Raw genomic sequence first — 20,614 nt, forward strand, 5'->3', positions numbered from 1 at the left:
CAAATATAGGCAACTTATCTGAGACAATACCGGATTTGGTATCATTTTCCTTATTTATTCTTTTTCTTCAGCAGGTTTTGATACCACTGCTTCTTCAGCCTTCTTCACCGCCTCGTTTATGTTTGAACATATATTATCGGCGCCGATCTTTTGATCGAAACCGGATTTGATCAATACGCGACGCACATCTTCATTTACTCCCGAAAGGATCATGTGTATATTCTCGGCTTTCGACAAACGGAACAGGCTTTCGAGGTTATGCAGGCCTGTCGAATCCATGAACGGGACTTTGCGCATACGGATGATACGTACTTTGGGTTTATCGCCGATGACTTTCATCACATCGTCGAATTTGTTGGCTACACCGAAGAAGAACGGGCCGTCGATTTCATACACTTCAACGCCTTTCGGTAAAGTCAGTACCTCTTCGTCATGATGGATCTCACCTTCGTCGGACAGGTCGATTTCGTCTTTGGACACTGAAACATGCGTTGTTTCAGCTACCCGTTTCATAAACAGGAACATGGCGATCAACAAGCCTATCTCGATAGCGATCGTCAGGTCGAAGATCACGGTCAGGAAGAAGGTTACCAGTAAAACGGAAACATCGCTTTTCGGGTTCTTCATCAACGAACGGAACGTACGCCATTCGCTCATATTATAGGAAACGATGATCAGTACACCGGCCAGACAGGCCATAGGGATATGTTTGGTCAGCGGGCCCAAAAACAGCAGGATCAGCAACAGCACCACCGCATGGATAATACCGGCAACAGGCGTACGGCCACCGTTATTAATGTTAGTCATCGTACGGGCGATAGCTCCGGTTACCGGAATACCTCCGAAAATAGGGACAATGATATTGGCTGCTCCCTGTGCGATCAGTTCGGTATTTGAGTTATGTTTATCACCTGTCACACCGTCCGCCACTGTTGCAGAAAGGAGCGATTCGATTGCCCCCAGCATGGCAATTGTGAATGCGGAAGGAAGCAACAGGTTGATCGTTTCCATATTGAAAGAAATAGCTTCTGGTTGCGGGAGGGAAGCATTGATGGTAAAACGGTCGCCGATCGTTTCTATACCGGCTATACCCAAATGGTTACGCATGATATAAACGATGATTGTCATCACAATGATAGCGATCAGAGAACCCGGTATCTTTTTTGAGAACCTGGGTGAAACGGCAATAATAACAATACTGATAATTCCGATGACGAACGACCAGGGATTAATTGTCTGGAAATGTTCGAAGTAAGCAATCCATTTCGAGATAAAGTCGGCCGGCACCTTTTCCATCGTCAGACCGAACAAGTCTTTCATCTGTGTGGTAAAGATAGTCAGCGCAATACCGCTGGTAAAACCGACTACGATAGGATAAGGAATGAACTTGATGACCGTTCCCAGCTTTAAAGCTCCCATTACCACTAATATTATTCCGGCGATAACTGTCGCTATCGCCAGTCCTTCGATACCGAAACTTTGTATAATTCCGTATACGATGACAATGAAAGCTCCCGTCGGCCCGCCGATCTGCACGGAACTTCCTCCCAGAAGAGAAACGATAAACCCACCGATTATTGCCGTGATCAATCCCTTTTCCGGACTTACTCCCGAAGCAATACCGAATGCGATAGCCAGCGGAAGGGCTACGATACCCACGATGATTCCCGCCATCAGATCGCTCATGAACTTTTCTCTGGAATAATTTTTCAGCGCCGATATAAGCTTGGGCTGAAAATCAAATCTACTTTTCATCTATCTGCCTAATGTGTTAAATTGTGGTGCAAAGATACAATAATATTTATCGGGAAGTATAAATTATAGGGTATTTTGCAATGTCGACATTTCAAAATGGGATAAATGTGAATCCAGGCAGGCGAAAAAATCAAAACAGTATCTTTTAAACTGTTTCACCTAGGAGAAACAAGTGTTTCACTTAATAGAAACAACTGTTTCATATAGGTGAAACAATTCGCTCGTTCTACAAAAGATATGGATAGATACGGTTTATTGTCCGATAGATATATTTTAAGTAAATGAATGAGTTAAAATGGTAAACAATTTCCTACTTTTGAGAGTTATTTGAATAGGGCGATTAGACAAACTCATTTTATATTACATATTAGCATTATGGAAAAAAGTATTAAAGGTACACGTACAGAACAGAATCTGCTTAAATCATTTGCCGGAGAGTCTCAGGCAAGAAGTCGTTACACATTCTTCGCAAGCGTTGCTAAAAAAGAAGGCTACGAACAAATTGCAGGTGTATTTATGGAAACAGCCGAGCAGGAAAAAGAACATGCAAAGCGTTTCTTTAAATTTCTGGAAGGCGGTATGGTTGAGATCACAGCTTCTTATCCTGCCGGAGTGATCAGCTCTACAATGGAAAATCTGGCTGAAGCTGCGGCCGGTGAAAATGAAGAGTGGGCTGACTTATATCCTGCATTCGCCGACATCGCAGAAGAAGAAGGTTTCAAACAAATCGCCGTTGCTTTCAGAATGATCGCAAAGGTAGAAGCTGAACACGAAAGACGTTATCGTAAACTGCTGGCTAACCTGGAAGAAGGAAAAGTATTCGAAAAGGATGAAGCTATCTTGTGGCAGTGTCGTAACTGCGGTTTCGTATTCGAAGGAAAGAAAGCTCCGGCTAAATGTCCGGCTTGCGAACATCCTCAGGCTTACTTCGAACCTATGAAGCAGAATTATTAAAAAATTTTCCTTATCAGGATTTGATTTAAGGCGTTCCCATCCAATATATTTTGGTTGGGAACGTTTTTTTATTTGTATTGATACGAATAAAGTATATCTTTACCAGCATTTTATGATTTAATTCTAACTTTCTTCTGAACCTTTGACTGAATGAGTATATCGATAAAGAACCTCAATAAGGTATATCCGAACGGAAACCATGCATTGAAAGATGTGAATCTGGAGATACCGACGGGAATGTTCGGACTGTTGGGTCCGAATGGTGCCGGAAAATCTACATTGATGCGTATTCTGGTTGCTTTGATGGAACCGACTTCGGGGCAGGTGGATATCTGTGGATACGATCTGCTCAGGCAGCGTAAAGAGATCAGAGGCATATTAGGTTATCTTCCGCAGGACTTCCGTTTCTTCGCAAAGTATAAAACACATGAGTTTCTGGATTATGCCGCCCGCTTGTCGGGTATGACCAACGGTAAACAAAGAAAGCAGGCGGTAGACGCTATGCTGGAAAATGTGGGGTTGTTCGATGTGCGCGAACGGTATGCGAATAAGCTGTCGGGCGGTATGAAGCGTCGTTTGGGAATAGCACAGGCACTGATCCATCATCCGAAAGTAATCATTGTCGACGAGCCGACTACCGGACTCGATCCGGAAGAGCGTATCCGTTTCCGTAACCTGCTTTCGGAAGTGAGCGAGAATGATGTAACGATTATCCTTTCTACCCATATCGTGGGAGACATATCCAGTACTTGTAATTGTATGGCGCTGATGAACAAAGGGCAGGTTTCTTTTTACGGTTCACCGCAGGATATGCTGAAACAGGCGGAAGGGAAAGTATGGCGTATAAAAGTGACGAGCGACCAACTGCATGAGGTGGATAAGAAATATCCTGTAATCTCGACCATTCCTTCCGGTTCCGGTTGGGAAGTGCAGGTGGTGGCCGACGAGATCATAGGATATGAAGCGGAATCGTATCCTCCCAATCTGGAACATGCTTATGTATATTATATGGAGAATAAACTGAATCTTTGGACCAACGATTAGCAACCTATTAATTGACCCTCTATGTCGTTTATCAACAATATACAATCGGTAGCAAAGTACGAAAGTAAAATTCTGATCCGGAGCTGGTTCTTTAAAGTGTTTACCATACTGGCCATTCTGATACTCGGATTCTTTGATTTTGCCATGCTGATCATGGAAGACTCCGGAGGATTCTGGTTGGTGAAAGCAATTCCGGCCAACCTTCCTTATCTGAACCTGCTCTTACTGAATACCGGACAGGCGGTGATCTGTATATTTCTTTCTTCGGAATTCCTGAAGAGGGATAAGAAGCTCGATACTTCGGAGGTGTTTTATGTCCGTCCCTTGAGCAATGCCGAATATGTGATCGGTAAGATATGGGGAAACCTGCGTGTTTTCCTGATCCTTAACCTTATCATCATGGGGATCGCTTTGCTGTTTAACTTTATGACTTCAGGAATGGCGGTAGATTGGATGGCGTATATTCTTTATTTCCTGTTGATAAGTATTCCGACGTTGGTCTTTATCATAGGGCTATCCATTTTCCTGATGCTTGTATTTAAGAATCAGGCACTTACCTTTATTGTCCTATTGGGATATATCGGCCTGACAATCTTTTATATTAGTGATAAATTCTATTACTTATTCGATTATATGGCTTATAGCTTGCCGCTGGTAAAATCAACAATCGTCGGCTTTACCAATTGGGAGACAGTATTGAATCATCGGGCGATCTATTTCTTTGCCGGCCTGGCCTTTATCTTCTTTACGATCTTTTTGTTCAGGCGTCTGCCTAATTCTTCACGCAGCAATTATCCGTGGTTGTTGCTTTCCCTTTGTATGCTGTCGATCAGTGGAGCCGCCGGCTATAAACATGTGCATTCCATATTGGTGGAGAGCGATATGCGTGCATTGTATACCGCTATCAATAATAAATATGTGCATACCCCTAAAATGATTATAGACCGTTATGATATTTCATTCGAACAACTACCCGAAACATTCTCTTCGGAAGTGACAATGAAAGGAACGGCATTGGAACCTGCTTCTGTCTTTACTTTTTGTCTGAATCCGGGTTTGCAGGTGCAGGAAATAACACGGGGAGGGAAGAATTTGAATTTTGAGCGGGATAATCAGATCTTGTTGGTCGATTTCGGTGAAAAGATCGTTCCTTCGGATACGGTTACTTTCTCTGTTAAATATGGTGGAAGAATAAACAGCCGGTTTTGCTATCTGGATATTCCGGCCGAAGTATTGCAACAGGAATATAAGAATTTTCTGTTTAATATTGATAAACAGTATGTGTTCCAGACGCCGGATTATGTATTGTTTACTCCCGAAACCTATTGGTATCCTCGTCCCGGTACGGCTTACAGTGATCTTAGTTCTGATTGGCAACAGACTTATTTCAGTAAGTTCGGGTTGCAGATAAAACCGCTTCCCGGCTTGGTTCCTGTATCGCAGGGAGAAAGTGTGAAAGAGGAAGACGGTAGCTATTCTTTTGCCGCGGAATATCCGGCACAGACGGTTTCGCTGATTATCGGTAAATATAAACAACAAACCCTGGAGTCTGACAGTACCTTATATAGTATCTGGCATATTGAAGGGAACGATTACTATACGGCTACTTTTGATTCGATCCGCGATACGATCCCTTCTTTTATTCATAATATCAGGGAGAATCTGGAGCGTACCTACAAACTGTCTTATCCGTTCAAACGCTTTTCTGTTGTAGAGGTTCCCGTGCAGTTCTCTACCTATCCCCGTGCTTGGTCGCAGGCACAGGAGGCTGTACAGCCGGAAATGGTTCTTTTTCCGGAAAAAGGTTGTGTATTCGGACAGTTGGATGTCGACAGGGCCTGGAAGAACCAGCTTAAATGGTCGAAAAGGGGCGGTCGTGAAATTACCGAAGAAGAAGCAAAGATACGGGCATTGAATAATTTTCTTTGGATATTTACCCGTTCGGAAGGGAATTATAACTTCTCATCCAGTGGTCGTGGAAATTATAATATCTCGTCACAAGCAAATCCCTATTTCCTGTTTCCACAGTTATATAATTTCCGGTATAATATATTTTCTCCCGAATGGCCGATAGCGAATACTGCTATTGAACTGTACTTGCAAAAGAAGTCGGATAACTCGGGTTGGGAACGCGATATCAATGGTATCAGTAATAATGAGAAGGCAAGCCTGTTGATGGAGAAACAGACTTTTAAAGAACTTCTTACGGATGTGGAATACCGTGACTTATTGAATAATATCATCGGTCTGAAGACATACCGGTTGTTTGCCGTACCCGAAATCAATATCGGAGTGGATGCTTTCAGGGATTCTCTTTATACATTGCTGGATCGGAATACGTTCCGGAATATCCAGTTTGAAAACTTATTGGATACGTTGGGGCAGGTGAGCCATGCAGATATTCGTTCAGGCTTTTCCGAGTGGGAACGTCCTACGCCTCTTCCTTATTATAGTGCTGAACGGTTTGAGGTAACTAAAGTGACAAACAGGGGAGAGGAGAATTTTGTGTTGAAAGTACAGATAAGTAATAATTCGGATTATGAAGGCATTGTCCATCTGGAAATACAGGGGGTACAACGAGGCGGTCAGAATCCGGATCCGCGTGCTAACCGTAAAATCGTTCTGGAACCGCATCAAACAAAACTGCTGATTTCCGTTTGGGAGAATGCTCCGAGGTATGTGATGGTCAATACCATGATCTCCGGAAATCTGCCGAGTGTGATCAGTCAGCAAATAGGAAATATAAAAGAAGAAAGAAGACGCGATGTGGATGTCGAAGGTGATTTTATCATTTCCGGTTCTTCACGTGAAAATACAGATGAAATCATTGTTGATAACGAGGATGATTCTCTATTCGTCCTATCTGAACCGGACGTAGTGGGATTGCTTCCTAAATGGTTGGATAAAGTGGAAGATACCTCCTTCAAATATTCCGGTGTTTCCGACTGGCGTCCGCCGTTACAATGGACGGCTACAACCAATAACAACTATTACGGTAAATACATCCGCTCTGCTTATGTGATAAAAAGCGGTAATGGAAGTCAGACAGCTACTTGGAAGGTCCCTATACCGGCCGAAGGACAATATGATCTTTATTATTATGTGAGCAAAAGCAATGAATTGCGGTATAATGACCGGATAGAAGGTGAATACCATTTCAAGGTAAGACAGGGAGAGGTGCCGGAAGATGCCTATATCAATCTGCGGAGAGCCAATGAAGGCTGGGAGCAGCTGGGTGTTTATTATTTCACGGCCGATACGGCTTATATTACCCTGACAAACGAGTGTAAACTAAAAAGTGTAGCGGCGGATGCCGTTAAACTGGTCAAACGATAATAATTAATATAATCTTAATATGCAAAGAGAGTTACTATTGATGAAAAAGATGATCCTGGCTATTGTAGTCCTGTTGGGAGTGCCTTTGGCAGCTCGCGGACAACTGTCTCTGACCATAGAGAAAGCATTGGACATAGCGGAAGAGAATAGTCCGACTCTGCGCCGTTCGCACATGAATCTGGAACGGTATCAGGAAACATTGGTAGCACAGCGGGCTTCCCTTAAATCGAAGTTCTCACTGAACCTGAATCCGGTCGATTACAACAAAAACCGCCGGTTCGATAACCGGCTGTCGCAGTGGTACACCAACGAGACATTCAGTTCGAGCGGTACATTCCGGGTAGACCAGCCTATTTTGTGGACAGATGGTGAAATTTCTTTGATAAATACGTTTGGTTGGCAGGATAATAACTCGGATGTGGAGGGATCCAAGAACAGTAATAAGGCATTTAACAATAACCTGTACCTGCAACTTTCCCAACCTATCTTCACCTATAACAAACGGAAGATGGAACTGAAACAGATCGAATACGATTACGAGAATGCCAATATCAGTTATGCCCTGCAACGGCTGAATACCGAAAAGGATATAACGAACCAGTTCTATAATGTCTATATGGCGCAGAGCCAACTGGCTATCACCCGCGAGGAACTGGTGAATGCCCAGCAAAGCTATGACATCATCCGGAATAAGGTAGAAGCCGATCTGGCTGCCAAAGACGAACTCTTCCAGGCGGAACTCAACCTGGCTACAGCCCGTTCTTCGGTGGAGGAACAACAAGTGTCGCTTGAAAATGCAAAGGATAAGTTAAAGCAGACATTGGGAATGAGTCTGAATGAAGACCTGATGGTGTTTGCCGAAATAGACATCAAACCGATCGATGTAAATCTGCAACAAGCTATTTCACACGGCCTGGAATCGCGCCTTGAACTTCGCCAGCGTGAGATAGAGAGTGATGAACTGGGGTTTGAAATGATTAAAACGAAGGCGCTGAACGAGTTCAAAGGAGATATTGCCGTCTCTTTCGGTCTGATCGGTGATAACCGTAACCTGAAGAATATCTATGATAATCCGACACAGAACCCACGTGTCGCGATCAGCTTCTCTGTTCCCATCTTCGACTGGGGAGAAAAGAAAGCCCGCGTTCGTGCACAGAAAGTAGCACAAAAGATCAATGAACTCGATTTTCATGAAGACAAGGTAGACATCGAATTGAATATCCGTCAGGTATGGCGTAGTCTGGAGAATCTGCGTACACAGATAAAGATTGCCGAACAGAACGTAACGAATGCCCAGCTGACGTATGATCTGAACCTGACCCGCTACCGGGAAGGGGATCTGACTGGTATGGAAATGAGCCAGTTCCAGACACAGCTTTCCAATAAAAAGATCTCTTATACACAGGCCCTCATCAACTACAAGATCGAGTTGCTGAATCTTAAAATACTCTCGTTGTACGACTTCGAGCAGAATACTCCTATCGTTCCTATGAAAGACTTAATATCAGAAAAATAATCAGTCATGAAACAATATAGTCATACCCTCGCTACTCTTTTATTTGTAGCTGTAATAACCACCGGTTGTAACAATCAACCGCAGAATGCTCCCAGTGATATTGCCACGCCGGTTTCTGTAACTGAACTGAAAAAAGGCTCTATCAGCAAACTGATCAATACGACCGGTACGGCACAGCCAACCTATGGTGTGGACCTCAATTCTGAAATGAGCGGTCTTTACAAACTTCAGACCAACCCAAAGACAGGCAAACCTTTCAAACTGGGCGATCTTGTATCCAAAGGACAGCTTATCATTCGCCTGGAGGATAAAGAATATGAGAACGGCATCGCTATCGATGCCAAAGAACTTAGTCTGGAAATAGCCGAGCAGGAACAAAACAAACAAAAAGCACTGTATGAAAAAGGCGGAGTAACACTCAGTGAAATGCGCAATACCGAAGTAAAGGTGACGAATGCCCGTTACGATCTGGAGAATGCAAAACTTAGTCTGGAAAAGATGAATGTAAAGGCTCCTTTCGACGGTGTGATCGTCAATCTTCCTCATTATACGGCGGATGTGCGGGTGGAACAGGGCAAGCCGATGGTTGGAATAATGGACTATGCCCGGATGTATATGGATGTCAACCTTCCGGAAAGTACTATCAGCTATGTGAAGGCGGATCAGCCGGTATATATCACTCATTATACGTTACCGGAAGATACGCTGAAAGCGGTGATCAGTGAACTGTCTCCGGCTATCAGTACCGAGACACGTACTTTCAAAGGTAAGGTACTGATCCAGAATAACGATCTGAAACTGCGTCCCGGAATGTTTGTCAAGGCCGATATCGTGGTAGACCGTGCCGACAGTGCTATTATCATTCCGAAAGATGTGGTACAATCCAACCGTCGCCGTAAATATGTATTTATTGTGGATAAGAACACGGCTATTCTACGGAATATCCGTACAGGTTTGGAAGATGAAAACAATATCGAAGTTCTGGAAGGATTGAATGAAAATGACAACCTTGTGACTAAGGGCTTCGAGACTCTGAAGGAGAATAGCAAAGTGAAAGTACAAAAATAATAATATGCCAATATGCTAATGTGGCGCTTCGCTAAATGTGCCAATCATCGGTGTATAATTGTCGCATTCTTATTGGCACATTGGCATATTGACATATTGACAAATTAGCACATTATTAATAATGAAGAATATCGTCAAATTTGCGGTAAGTAATCCGGTTACTATCTGTATGGTTGTACTGGCTATCCTGTTACTGGGAAAGATCTCGTACGACCAGCTGAGTGTCGACTTGCTACCCGACCTGAATAACCCCCGGCTGTTTATCGAACTGAAGGCAGGCGAACGTCCGCCGGAAGAGATCGAGAAACAGTTTGTAAAGAATATGGAGTCGATGGTGATCCGCCAAAGCGATGTTACACAGGTCTCGTCGGTGGTGAAGGCCGGTTCGGCCCGTATCACGGTAGAATATACCTGGACGAAAGATATGGATGAGGCTTTCCTTGATTTACAGAAAGCCATGAATCCGTTTTCTCAGAATAAGGATATCACCGAATTGAAGATCACGCAGCATGATCCCAACCAGTCACCTGTCATCCTGATCGGTATGTCGCATCAGAATATTACGGATATGGCGGAACTCAGGAAGGTTGCCGAAAGTTATATCCGCAACGAGCTGATCCGGCTGGAAGGTGTGGCCGAAGTAACACTGTCGGGGCAGGAGGAAAGTACATTGACCATCCGGACAGATCCCTATAAACTGGATGCTTTCGGGTTGAAGATAGAAGATATCGCTTCCCGTATCGAAGCGAATAACCAAAGTATATCCGGGGGACGTGTCAGTGAGTTGGGTTTGCAGTATCTGGTAAAGAGTTCGAGCCTGTTCGCTTCGGAGGAAGATTTTGAAAACCTGATTGTCGGTTATAAACCGATCAACAAACAGGAGACGGAGGGGGAAACGACAGGGGACAAAGCCCCTCTTTTTCTCCGTGAAGTAGCAACGGTGAAGTTTGAAAATGCCCGTCCGGATAATATTGTCCGTATCAACGGGGAACGGAGTATCGGATTGTCCGTTTATAAAGAGATGCGTTATAATACGGTAAAGGTGGTGGACGGTGTCGCCCGTCAGCTGGGCGTTATCGAGCAGGCATTGCCCGGTTATCATTTTAAGGTGATAAGCAATCAGGGTACGTTTATCAAGAACGCGATAGGCGAAGTAAAGGATAGTGCCGTATTGGGGATCATTCTGGCGGTGGTTATCCTGTTCGTCTTTCTGCGCCGTTTCGGGACGACATTGATTGTCAGTATGGCTATTCCTATTTCGATTGTGGCAACATTCAATCTGATGTTCTTCAACGGGCTTACCCTGAATATAATGACGTTGGGAGGACTGGCGCTTGGTGCGGGAATGTTGGTGGATAATGCGATTGTAGTGATCGAAAGTATTTTCCGGAACCAGGAGAAAGGCCTGTCTGTACGCGAAGCTGCTATCAAAGGTACGTCGGAGGTGGCGGGAGCTGTGATTGCTTCCACGTTGACTACGGTTGTAGTTTTTCTCCCGATCGTTTATCTGCATGGGGCTTCGGGCGAATTGTTTAAGGATCAGGCCTGGACAGTGACGTTCTCGTTGGTGTCTTCCCTGTTCGTGGCGATATTGGTGATACCGATGTTATATGACCGCATTGGGAATAATAGGGCAGGCGTCCGTAGGGGCGGTTCGCGAACCGCCCGTACAGAAGGGCAGGCCATTTCAATAAAGCAGGCTGCGGGAGGCATTCAAATGGCTGGATATAGCCATCTGCTGCGTAAGCTGATCGGTCGGCGCTGGTGGGTGATTGCCGGGGCGGTGGGCTTGCTGGTGATCACCGGTTTCCTGCTCCCGTTTATCGGGACGGAGTTTATGCCGCGTATGGAAAGCAAGGCATTTACCGTCCTGGTGAAGATGCCGGAAGGAACCCGTCTGGAACGGACATGCTCGGCTGTAGGAAACCTGGAGGAGATGCTTTATACTATCTCGGGAGATTCATTATTGACGGTTTACAGCCATATAGGCGAAGGCAGTGGTTCCGAGAACGCTATCTTCGAAGGGGAGAACACGGCTATGATGAAGGTCATTCTTTCGTCGGAATGCAATATATCCCCGGAAGCTGTTATCGAACAGTTCGTCCGTACGGCGGAAAATCCGGATGGCCTTGAACTGACTATCAAACAGGAAGAAAACTCCCTGAGTTCCCTGTTGGGTAGCGAAGGTGCCCCTATCGTGGTGGAAGTAAAAGGGGAGGAACTGGATGAAATAGCTGATATAACCGAAGAGGTAAAGATCCGCATGCAGGACGTAGGCGGATTATATAACATCACATCTTCCATCGAAGACGGTGCCCCGGAAATAACTATTTCCATCAATCGCACGATGGCGGGTATCAACAACCTGAGCGTTCAGACCGTTATCGAACAACTCAAGCAACAGCTGGGCGGTAAGGATGCCGGAAAGATGGAATACCGTGGTGAGATGCGTGATATCGTCATTAAGACGCCCGATATTCCTCTTAATGCGCTGGGTGACCTGGTGATAAAGAACGGCGAACAGGAATTCCGCCTGCGGGAGGTCGCTACCTTCGGCGAGTCGCAGGCCCCGAAAGAAATATATCGCCGTAACCAGAACCGCATCAGTCGGGTGATGGCGAACATGGATGCCGGTAAATCGCTGGACAAAGTAGCGGAAGACATCCGTCAGGTAGTAAAAAGCATTGAACTTCCTGCCAATTATTCCATCACGGTGACAGGAGAGGAGGAGAAACGGCAGGAATCGATGAACAGCCTGTTGTTTGCCCTTGCCTTGTCTGTCATTCTGGTTTATATGGTGTTGGCATCCCAGTTCGAATCGCTATTGCATCCCTTTACGATCCTGTTGACCATTCCGTTGGCAGTGGTAGGAGCCATCCTGCTTTTCTTCTTTACCGGAACAACCATTAATATGATGGGTGTGATCGGTATCGTGATGCTGGTGGGTATCGCTGTAAACAATTCGATTATCTTGGTAGACCGTATCAACCAGTTGAAAGCCGACGGTGCCCCGCTGACCGATGCTATCGTACAGGCCGGGCAGCAACGTATCCGCCCGATCATTATGACGACGTTGACAACCATTCTGGCGCTGCTCCCGATGACGTTTAGCTTCGGGGAAGGTGCTTCGCTACGTTCACCGATGGCCATTGCCGTGATCGGAGGGTTGGTGACGTCCACTTTAATGAGTTTGATGGTCATTCCATGCGTTTATTATACTTTGGAGAAGATGAAAAGAGGTCAGAACCTTCTGAAAACTTCAAATGAGTAAAAAAATAGGATCAGAAGGCTCTGAAAAGATTTTTCCGGTGAAAAAATAAAATCAGAAGGTTCTGAAAAGACTTTTTTGATGAAAAAATAAAATCAGAACTGTCTGAAAATATAAAAACGAAGAAAAGAGGATTTCAGAACCTTCTGAAAGTCTCCGGACATCGAAAAAATGAAAGAAGCATGAACTTTTTACTACATAGAAGAATAACGATCTCGATGCTGTTTATTGCACTCTCCCTATTGGGTTATGTGTCGTATAAGCAGCTTCCGGTGGAGTTATTGCCGAATGCCGAATTGCCGATGCTCTTTGTCCAGGTTTCTTCCGGCCAGGATATGGATCCTTCGTATGTGGAATCGGAGGTGATCATCCCGTTGGAAGGCGCCATCAGTTCGATCGGTGGGGTGGATAAGATACAATCGACGATCGACAGCCGGCAGTCTAGTATACAGGTGGATTTTAAGAACACGGTCAACTTCAAGATCACCTCCCTGCGTCTGCAGGAGAAGATCAACGAGGTGGCCGGAGCCTTTCCAGACGGTTTCACGGTGCAATTACAGAAGGTAGATGTCTCGCAGATGGCAAATAACTTTATGGTGCTTCAGGTGCGTGGCTCGGGGGGCATCGATCGTGTGCGCAATATCGTGGACAAAGAGATCCGTTCCGACCTGGAGAATGTTGACGGAGTGGCCTCTGTCAATATCTACGGCGGAAGGGAGAAAGCCATCGAGATACGTCTCAACCCGGAGGCGTGCCGGGCATTAGACCTTACTCCTTCTAAAATAAGCAGCCTGTTGACGCAGAATACGCAGGATAAAGCTTTTGTCGGCTTTGTGGATGAACCCGACAGCAAGTATTTCATCCATGTCAATTCGCTTTATACCCAGGTGGGTGATCTCGAGAATATCGTCGTCGCCCCCGGCCCAGTACTGTTGAAAGATGTCGGAACCGTTTTCTTCGACCTGAAAGAAGAAACCTCTTTCAGTCGCGTGAATGGGAAAGATGCTGTGTCGGTTGCCCTGATGAACGACTCGCAGGCCAATCTGATCGACTTGTCGCACCGGGCTACCGAAGCCATCGAAAAGCTGAATAAGAAACTGGAATATCTCGATGTGGAAGTGGTGGTGCAGGAGAATACGGCCGAGACGATGGAGAATAATATCAACCAGATTATCAACTTGGCGCTCGTAGGAGGACTATTGGCTGTATTGATCCTCTGGCTTTTCCTGAAGAACCTGCGGTTGGTGTTTTTTATCGCCCTCTCGATCCCGATCTCTGTCTATACGGCATTCAACTTCTTCTATGCTTTCGGGATAACCATAAACAGCCTGACATTGGTCGGTATGGCGTTGGCTATCGGGATGCTGCTCGATAACAGCGTGGTGGTGCTTGAGAACATCTACCGCCTCTCCGCAACCGGTATTACGCCCGAACGTTCCGTGACGCAGGGGACGCGGGAGGTTTGGCGCTCTATTGTGGCGGCAACGCTGACGACGGTAACGGTCTTTCTGCCTTTTGTCTTTTCCGATAATTTTATGATCAAGCTGATCGGGCATCATATCGGCGTTTCGATTATCTCTACGCTTACTATTTCACTGTTCGTTGCCCTGTTGTTTATCCCGATGGCGACTTACACTTTGCTGCGGAAAAAAAACGGACGAAGCGTGTTCTACGAGAAAGTATCGATCGTACAACGTCCCGTTCAGATCTATCTGGTCTTCCTGAAAACCTGTATGCGTAATCCCGGTGTGACGATATTAGGCGCGATCATCTTTTTGTTTGTCACCCTCATTCTCTCCATTACCCTGAATGTCCAGCAGATGAAAGATGTCGACTCCGACCGTTTCAACATCTATGCTACCATGCAAACGGGCAGCACACTCGACAATACCGACAAAGTCGTAAAGGTAATGGAAGAGCGGTTAAGTGATTTTCCGGAGAAACAAGACCTGATCTGCCGTATCCGTGAGACAGATGCCGTCCTTACTTTGGTCTTAAAGGCAGACTACCGGAAGATCGGAAAACGTCAGATAGCCGATATCAAAGCCGATGTGCAATCGAAACTGGCCAATATCCAGGGTACCGAAATATCCGTCGGCGAAGCGATGGGCGGTGGTGGAGGAGGCGGTAGTTCCGCTATGAGTGGCCTGGGTAGCTTTATGCGTCTGTTGGGTATCGGCGACAACCGTGAACGTATTGTGATAAAAGGTTCCGACTTCGACGTTATGCAACTGGTGGCTGAAGACTTCCGTTATTATCTCGATGAGCAGGAGTTTATCCGCAATTCCAATGTTTCCTACAACCGCCGTCAGCCGGAGATACGGCTCGATTTCGATCCTATCTTGCTGACCTCGTATGATATCTCCCGTGCCAATATCTCCGCCGGACTCACGGCACTCAATTCGGAGTTCTCTTCCGGCTCCTCATTCAAGATCGGGGAAGATACGTATGATATTATCATTCGTAACGATGTCCCCGAAGAGGAAACGGACGGCGAGGAATCAAAAAAGAAAGAAAAGACAGTCGACGACCTGCGTGCCGTGCAGATAGAAAATGCCGCCGGAGGATTACATAACCTCCAGGATCTGTCTTCTATTAATTATGGGCGGGGACGGTCACGTATTATGCGTGTCAACCAGGATAAGCAGATCGAGGTGTTCTATAATTTTTCTAAGGATGTGGAATCGTCCAAAGACTTGCTGGAAGGTTATCGCTCGGATATCGACCGGTTGGTGGCAGGTTATAATCTTCCTGCCGGAGTAGCCGTAGAGGTCTTTCATGAGGAAGACGAGTTTGCCGATTTTAAGTTTCTTATTCTTGCCGCCTTTGTATTGATCTTTATGATCCTGGCCTCTGTGTTCGAATCGTTGGTGACGCCTTTTGTCCTGCTTTTCTCTATTCCGTTGGCAGCTATAGGTTCCTTATTGGCCTTATTGTTGACAAATAACAGCCTGCTCAATGCTAATACCCTGACCGGATTCCTGATCTTGCTGGGAGTCGTGGTAAACAACGGTATTATCCTGATCGACTACTCCAATATTCTCCGTAAGCAAGGTTTTCGCCGCAACCGGGCCCTGATGACAGCCGGTCTGTCGCGTATCCGCCCGATCCTGATTACTTCGATTACTACGATCGTTGCCATGTTCCCGTTGGCAATGGGTAATTCGGAATATGCCGGAGCGATCGGGGCACCGTTTGCCATTACGGTTATAGGAGGTTTGGCTTTTTCAGCCTTACTTACATTGATTCTGATTCCGACCGTTTGTATGGGATTGGAGAACACGTTGCAATGGTATCGTGGTTTGTCTCCTAAAATATGGATACTCCATCTTGTATTGTTTCTTCTGGGACTAGCCTGTATCTGGCTGTATGCCGATGGCATGTTGTGGCAGGCCATTTATCTGGTAATCCTTGTTTTCGGTATTCCGGGAGTGACTTATTTTGCACAGGCCAGTTTGCGGCGGGCACGCTCGAAAGTGATCGATCCCGGGGAGGAGATACATATCTCTGTTCGTAATCTGGTGAAGATATACGATTGGCCGGGACGCATCAGTCGCCAGTGGAATAGCGGTCTGCATATCCGTGAGCATTTGGGATTGAGTAATGAATACCATTCCCTGAAGGATTTCGTGAATGTGATCTGGCAATTCGGTATGTTGCTTTTCGGTATCTATTTCACCTGGTTTTTTATCAGCAATAAGCTTTGGATATTCCTGTTGTCGTTTGCTATTTATGCGACGACCCTTTACCTGTGGCGGAAAGTCCGTGAATATCTCTACTTCCGTTTTGCGGAGAGTAAGGTTGTGAAGTATATAAACCGTATCATCTTTTGGAGTATCCCTCCGGTAATCCTGTTCGTCTTATTCCGGAAGATGGATAACCCCAACCTGGTGGGGGTAGTCGGATTCTTGTGGGCGTTCTGTATAGCTGTTTATATCTCTTCCCAATATCTGTATGAGAAAGAGATCAATATAGAGCGTATCAAAGGACGTTTGGCCGGCCTGCGCCGTTCCTGGTTTCGCATGGTGAAAAGTATCCCGCTGATCGGGAAACAGCGGAAGCCGTTCAAGGCTTTGCGTGGAGTCTCTTTCGAGATCCGTACAGGAATGTTCGGTTTGCTGGGACCTAACGGAGCCGGTAAATCCACCTTGATGCGTGTGATCTGTGGTATTCTGGAGCAGAGCTACGGAAGCATCTGGATCAATGGCCTGGATACCCGTATTTATCGTGAGGAATTGCAAAGCCTTATCGGATTCCTTCCACAGGAGTTCGGTACCTACGAGAATATGTCTTCCTGGGAATTTCTCGATTATCAGGCAATCTTAAAAGGTATTACTGATACCACGGTGAGGGAGGAACGCCTGGAATACGTCTTGAAAGCTGTCCATATGTATGAACGGAAGGACGACAAGATCGGTTCTTTCTCCGGTGGTATGAAACAGCGTATCGGTATTGCCCTTATCTTGCTCCATTTACCGCGTATCCTTGTGGTAGATGAACCAACGGCCGGGCTCGATCCGCGCGAACGTATCCGTTTCCGTAATCTGCTGGTCGAACTGAGCCGCGATCGTATCGTTATCTTCTCTACCCATATCATTGAAGATATATCCAGTTCCTGCAGTCAGGTAGTGGTGATCAATAAGGGTGATCTGAAGTATTTCGGTGACCCGATCAATATGGTGGATATGGCTGCCGGTAAGGTATGGCAGTTCCATATCGGACGTGATGAATTCGAGAAAGTACTGGATAAGACAATGGTGATACATCATATCCAGGATGGTGATACGATCCAGGTGCGCTATCTCTCCACCGTATCGCCTTATGAAGGAGCCGTACTGGTGGAGCCGAATTTGGAAGATGCTTATCTCTGTCTATTAAAGAATATGAATAACTGATATGACGACGAAACAATTCATACAATTACTACCTAAAGTAGTTAAATATAACCTGAAGATCATTTTTGCAGGGAAGTTTATCTGGTTTCTGTTGGCAGCCTTTGTCTTCTTTGCTTACTTCATGTTTCAGTCTGCCTGGAATCGGGTGGAAATCAATGAAGGTCTTATTTATAGCCTGTTGATGTTCCCTTGCGTGTTACTTGTTTTCTATCCGGCCGTTTTCGGTATCCAGAATGATGAGGACAACCGTATATTGGAGATATTGTTCGGTATCCCTGATTATAAGTACAAGGTTTGGGGAGTACGGCTACTGATGATCTATGTGGCGATATTCTTTATCCTTGTCGCTTTTTCCTATGTGGCGACCTTATTGCTTTATCCGGTTAATCCGTTTGAAATGTCCGTTCAGTTAATGTTCCCATTAGTCTTTTTCGGAAATCTGGCGTTTATGCTTTCTACCATCACCCGTAGTGGCAACGGCACGGCGGTACTGACAATCATCCTGGCAATCCTTCTGTTGATAACCAGTGAAATGGATATAATAGAACGCTCTTTCTGGAATATCCTACTGAACCCGTTTAAAGTTCCCGATAACTTCCTTCCGGTGATATGGGAAAGTCTGATCGTGAAGAACCGTATCTTCCTCCTGATAGGCGGTGTGGTATGGATGATGATCGGTCTGTTGAATCTGCAGAAGAGAGAGAGGTTTATATAAGTGATATGGGCGAAGAGAAACACAAACTATATTGTTTGCGTTTCTCTTCGCCCATTTTATTTGAGCTAGTTTATACTAGCTATTCTTGTCAAACCAACGCTTACCTGCAGGTGTTTTAAAAAAGATAAAAACCCCAAGAGCAACTGCTCCTAAAAGGAGATATAAAAATAAAGCAGGACTCATATTTATTTCTTTTTATTAGTTAATACTAAAAACCCCCAGCCTGATAAAAAAACAGCTAGACTCACAGCGATTGTTATTATCAAATATTTATCTGAATTGGGTTGTAGGGCTGTTGTAATAACAGCTCCTCCAATGATCAACTTCGATAGATCCAATAAATACCTTCCAAATTCTTTAGAGAGACTTATTTCCTCTCTCCGTATCTGTTCCTTTATGACAGGAACAGGTACAATTCTTGTCCTTCGTTTATTCTTCATAGCTAATATGTTTTGTTACAGGCAAAGATAGGATATATTATTGAAAGAGTGCAGGGATAACTGCTAAAATTTATATCTCATCCGGCCAGGGGCAAGGCTTGCCGCTTACCTTAAACGATGGGCGCTGTGCTTCCATCTTTCGTAGCTGCTTGCCCAGGTCTTTGGATAGTTTCTTTACCAGTTTGGGATGGGTAGCGGACAGGTCGTTCTTTTCGCCTATATCGTTAGGGATATTGAATAACTCTTTCTTTCCCGTTTCGTAATAGTAGATCAGTTTCCAGTCTCCCTGGCGGATCGTACAGGTTGCTCCGATACCCGGACCGGTGTTTCCCCAAAGGTTCGGGAAGTTCCAGTAGAGGCTACGGCCCTTGGAGGGGTCGCCGGTGTTGGTCAGTAGCGGCATGAAGCTGATACCGTCGACAGGCTGGATCGTTTTGTATTTCTTTACCCCGGCCATTTCGAGGATAGTCGGGAAGAAGTCTTCGATGATGAGATATTTGTCTGTCTTGGTTTGCGGCTGTACTTTTCCCGGCCAGCTAACGATCATTGGTTCGCGGATACCACCTTCATAGGCAGAACCTTTACCGCTGTTCAGCGGGGAATTCTGGGTATGGGGTTTGCCGTCGCGCCATTCCGGTTCGGCTGCCAGTCCACCGTTATCCGACATGAAAAGGATAATGGTATTATCTGCCAGTTTATTCTTCTCCAGATAATCCATAATGTCTCCCAGGCTCTTATCCATTCCTTCGATCAGGGCGGCATAAGCGGCCTCTTTCTCTCCCAGCCCCTTGTCGATATACTTCTGATAGAAGCGCATATCTTTATCGATCGGGACATGGATAGCATAATGCGACATATACAGGAAGAACGGCTGATCATATTGCTGTGCCTTATCCAATGCCTTCACCGCTTTCTGGGTTAAGGCTTCCGTGATGAAGATATCTTTTCCCCAATATTCATCCAGTCCCGGAACGGCAAACCAGGGACTCGGTTTCCCGTCTGTCCGGTTACCGAAATTAGCTTCTCCAAGATAGCTGGCGAGTCCGCCGCCGGCATGTCCGGCAATATTTACTTCAAAGCCGAAGTGGTACGGGTTCTCTCCCGGTGTGTCGACTGCTCCCCAATGGGCCTTCCCGCAGTGGATGGTATGATAGCCGTTATCTTTTAAGATCTGAGCCATGGAAGTTACCTGGTAGGTATGTTCGATACCCGGGACTTCACAGATGCCGTTCACATTCCAATCCGGCAGTTCCAGTATATCGCTTTTGCGGTCGGTGGAAGCATTCTTCGGATAAGTCCAGTTCGTTACCCGGTGGCGTCCGGCGTTCATGCCGGTATAGAGGCTGCAACGGCTCGGTGAGCTGATACTCGACGCATACGCCTGGGTGAACATCATTCCCTGACGGGCGAGACGTTCCATATTGGGCGTTTCGTATACTTCATTGTAAGGGGTCTTTTCTTTCCAGAAAGGGAGGGAAGTATCCTGCCAGCCCATATCATCTACTAAGAAGAGAATAATATTCGGCCGATCCTGCGGCTTTGCCGCTTCGGCTTGTCCAGTCGTTCCCAGTAAAGGAATTGCAGCCAGGGAAAAGAATAGTCTCTTGTTCATACTTGTATCTT

Annotated in this window: 11 protein-coding genes; 8 read left to right on the plus strand and 3 right to left on the minus strand. The window is 45.7% G+C overall.

Annotated elements, in window-relative coordinates; genetic code table 11:
* Positions 1-54 precede the first annotated feature (54 nt).
* The gene (gene sulP, locus QZ076_RS01775) at positions 55-1,755 is read right to left on the minus strand and encodes a sulfate permease (protein ID WP_293709753.1); all 1,701 of its coding nucleotides are present in this window, start codon (positions 1,753-1,755) and stop codon (positions 55-57) included.
* Between the two features lie 375 nt (positions 1,756-2,130).
* On the opposite strand from sulP, the gene rbr reads away from it, so the two are divergent.
* The 8 genes from rbr (at position 2,131) to QZ076_RS01815 (ending at position 18,551) form a co-directional block, all read left to right on the plus strand.
* The gene (rbr, locus tag QZ076_RS01780; protein WP_293709755.1) at positions 2,131-2,709 is read left to right on the plus strand and encodes a rubrerythrin; all 579 of its coding nucleotides are present in this window, start codon (positions 2,131-2,133) and stop codon (positions 2,707-2,709) included.
* A gap of 150 nt (positions 2,710-2,859) precedes the next feature.
* On the plus strand, positions 2,860-3,753 hold the full coding sequence (locus tag QZ076_RS01785; RefSeq protein ID WP_293709757.1) for an ABC transporter ATP-binding protein: 894 nt from the start codon (positions 2,860-2,862) through the stop codon (positions 3,751-3,753).
* A 21-nt stretch (positions 3,754-3,774) separates the two neighbouring features.
* A complete protein-coding gene (locus QZ076_RS01790) occupies positions 3,775-7,089 on the plus strand; it encodes a xanthan lyase (RefSeq protein ID WP_293709759.1) in 3,315 nt (1,104 codons plus the stop codon).
* A 19-nt stretch (positions 7,090-7,108) separates the two neighbouring features.
* The gene (locus QZ076_RS01795) at positions 7,109-8,605 is read left to right on the plus strand and encodes a TolC family protein (RefSeq protein ID WP_293709761.1); all 1,497 of its coding nucleotides are present in this window, start codon (positions 7,109-7,111) and stop codon (positions 8,603-8,605) included.
* A 6-nt stretch (positions 8,606-8,611) separates the two neighbouring features.
* Positions 8,612-9,673, plus strand: coding sequence for an efflux RND transporter periplasmic adaptor subunit (locus QZ076_RS01800; RefSeq protein ID WP_293709763.1), 1,062 nt, complete (start codon positions 8,612-8,614; stop codon positions 9,671-9,673).
* 121 nt (positions 9,674-9,794) lie between these two features.
* A complete protein-coding gene (locus QZ076_RS01805; RefSeq protein ID WP_293709765.1) occupies positions 9,795-12,944 on the plus strand; it encodes an efflux RND transporter permease subunit in 3,150 nt (1,049 codons plus the stop codon).
* Positions 12,945-13,123: 179 nt separating this feature from the next.
* Positions 13,124-17,836, plus strand: coding sequence for an efflux RND transporter permease subunit (locus QZ076_RS01810; protein ID WP_293709767.1), 4,713 nt, complete (start codon positions 13,124-13,126; stop codon positions 17,834-17,836).
* Between the two features lies 1 nt (position 17,837).
* A complete protein-coding gene (locus QZ076_RS01815) occupies positions 17,838-18,551 on the plus strand; it encodes a hypothetical protein (protein WP_293709769.1) in 714 nt (237 codons plus the stop codon).
* A 185-nt stretch (positions 18,552-18,736) separates the two neighbouring features.
* Here the strand turns inward: QZ076_RS01815 and QZ076_RS01820 are convergent, their stop codons facing one another.
* Positions 18,737-18,991, minus strand: coding sequence for a DUF6722 family protein (locus tag QZ076_RS01820; RefSeq protein ID WP_293709771.1), 255 nt, complete (start codon positions 18,989-18,991; stop codon positions 18,737-18,739).
* Positions 18,992-19,061: 70 nt separating this feature from the next.
* Positions 19,062-20,603 (minus strand): sulfatase, encoded by a 1,542-nt coding sequence (locus tag QZ076_RS01825; RefSeq protein ID WP_293709773.1) that lies wholly within the window; start codon positions 20,601-20,603, stop codon positions 19,062-19,064.
* Positions 20,604-20,614: the final 11 nt, after the last annotated feature.

It is taken from the genome of uncultured Parabacteroides sp., from assembly GCF_905196875.1.
GTDB lineage: Bacteria > Bacteroidota > Bacteroidia > Bacteroidales > Tannerellaceae > Parabacteroides.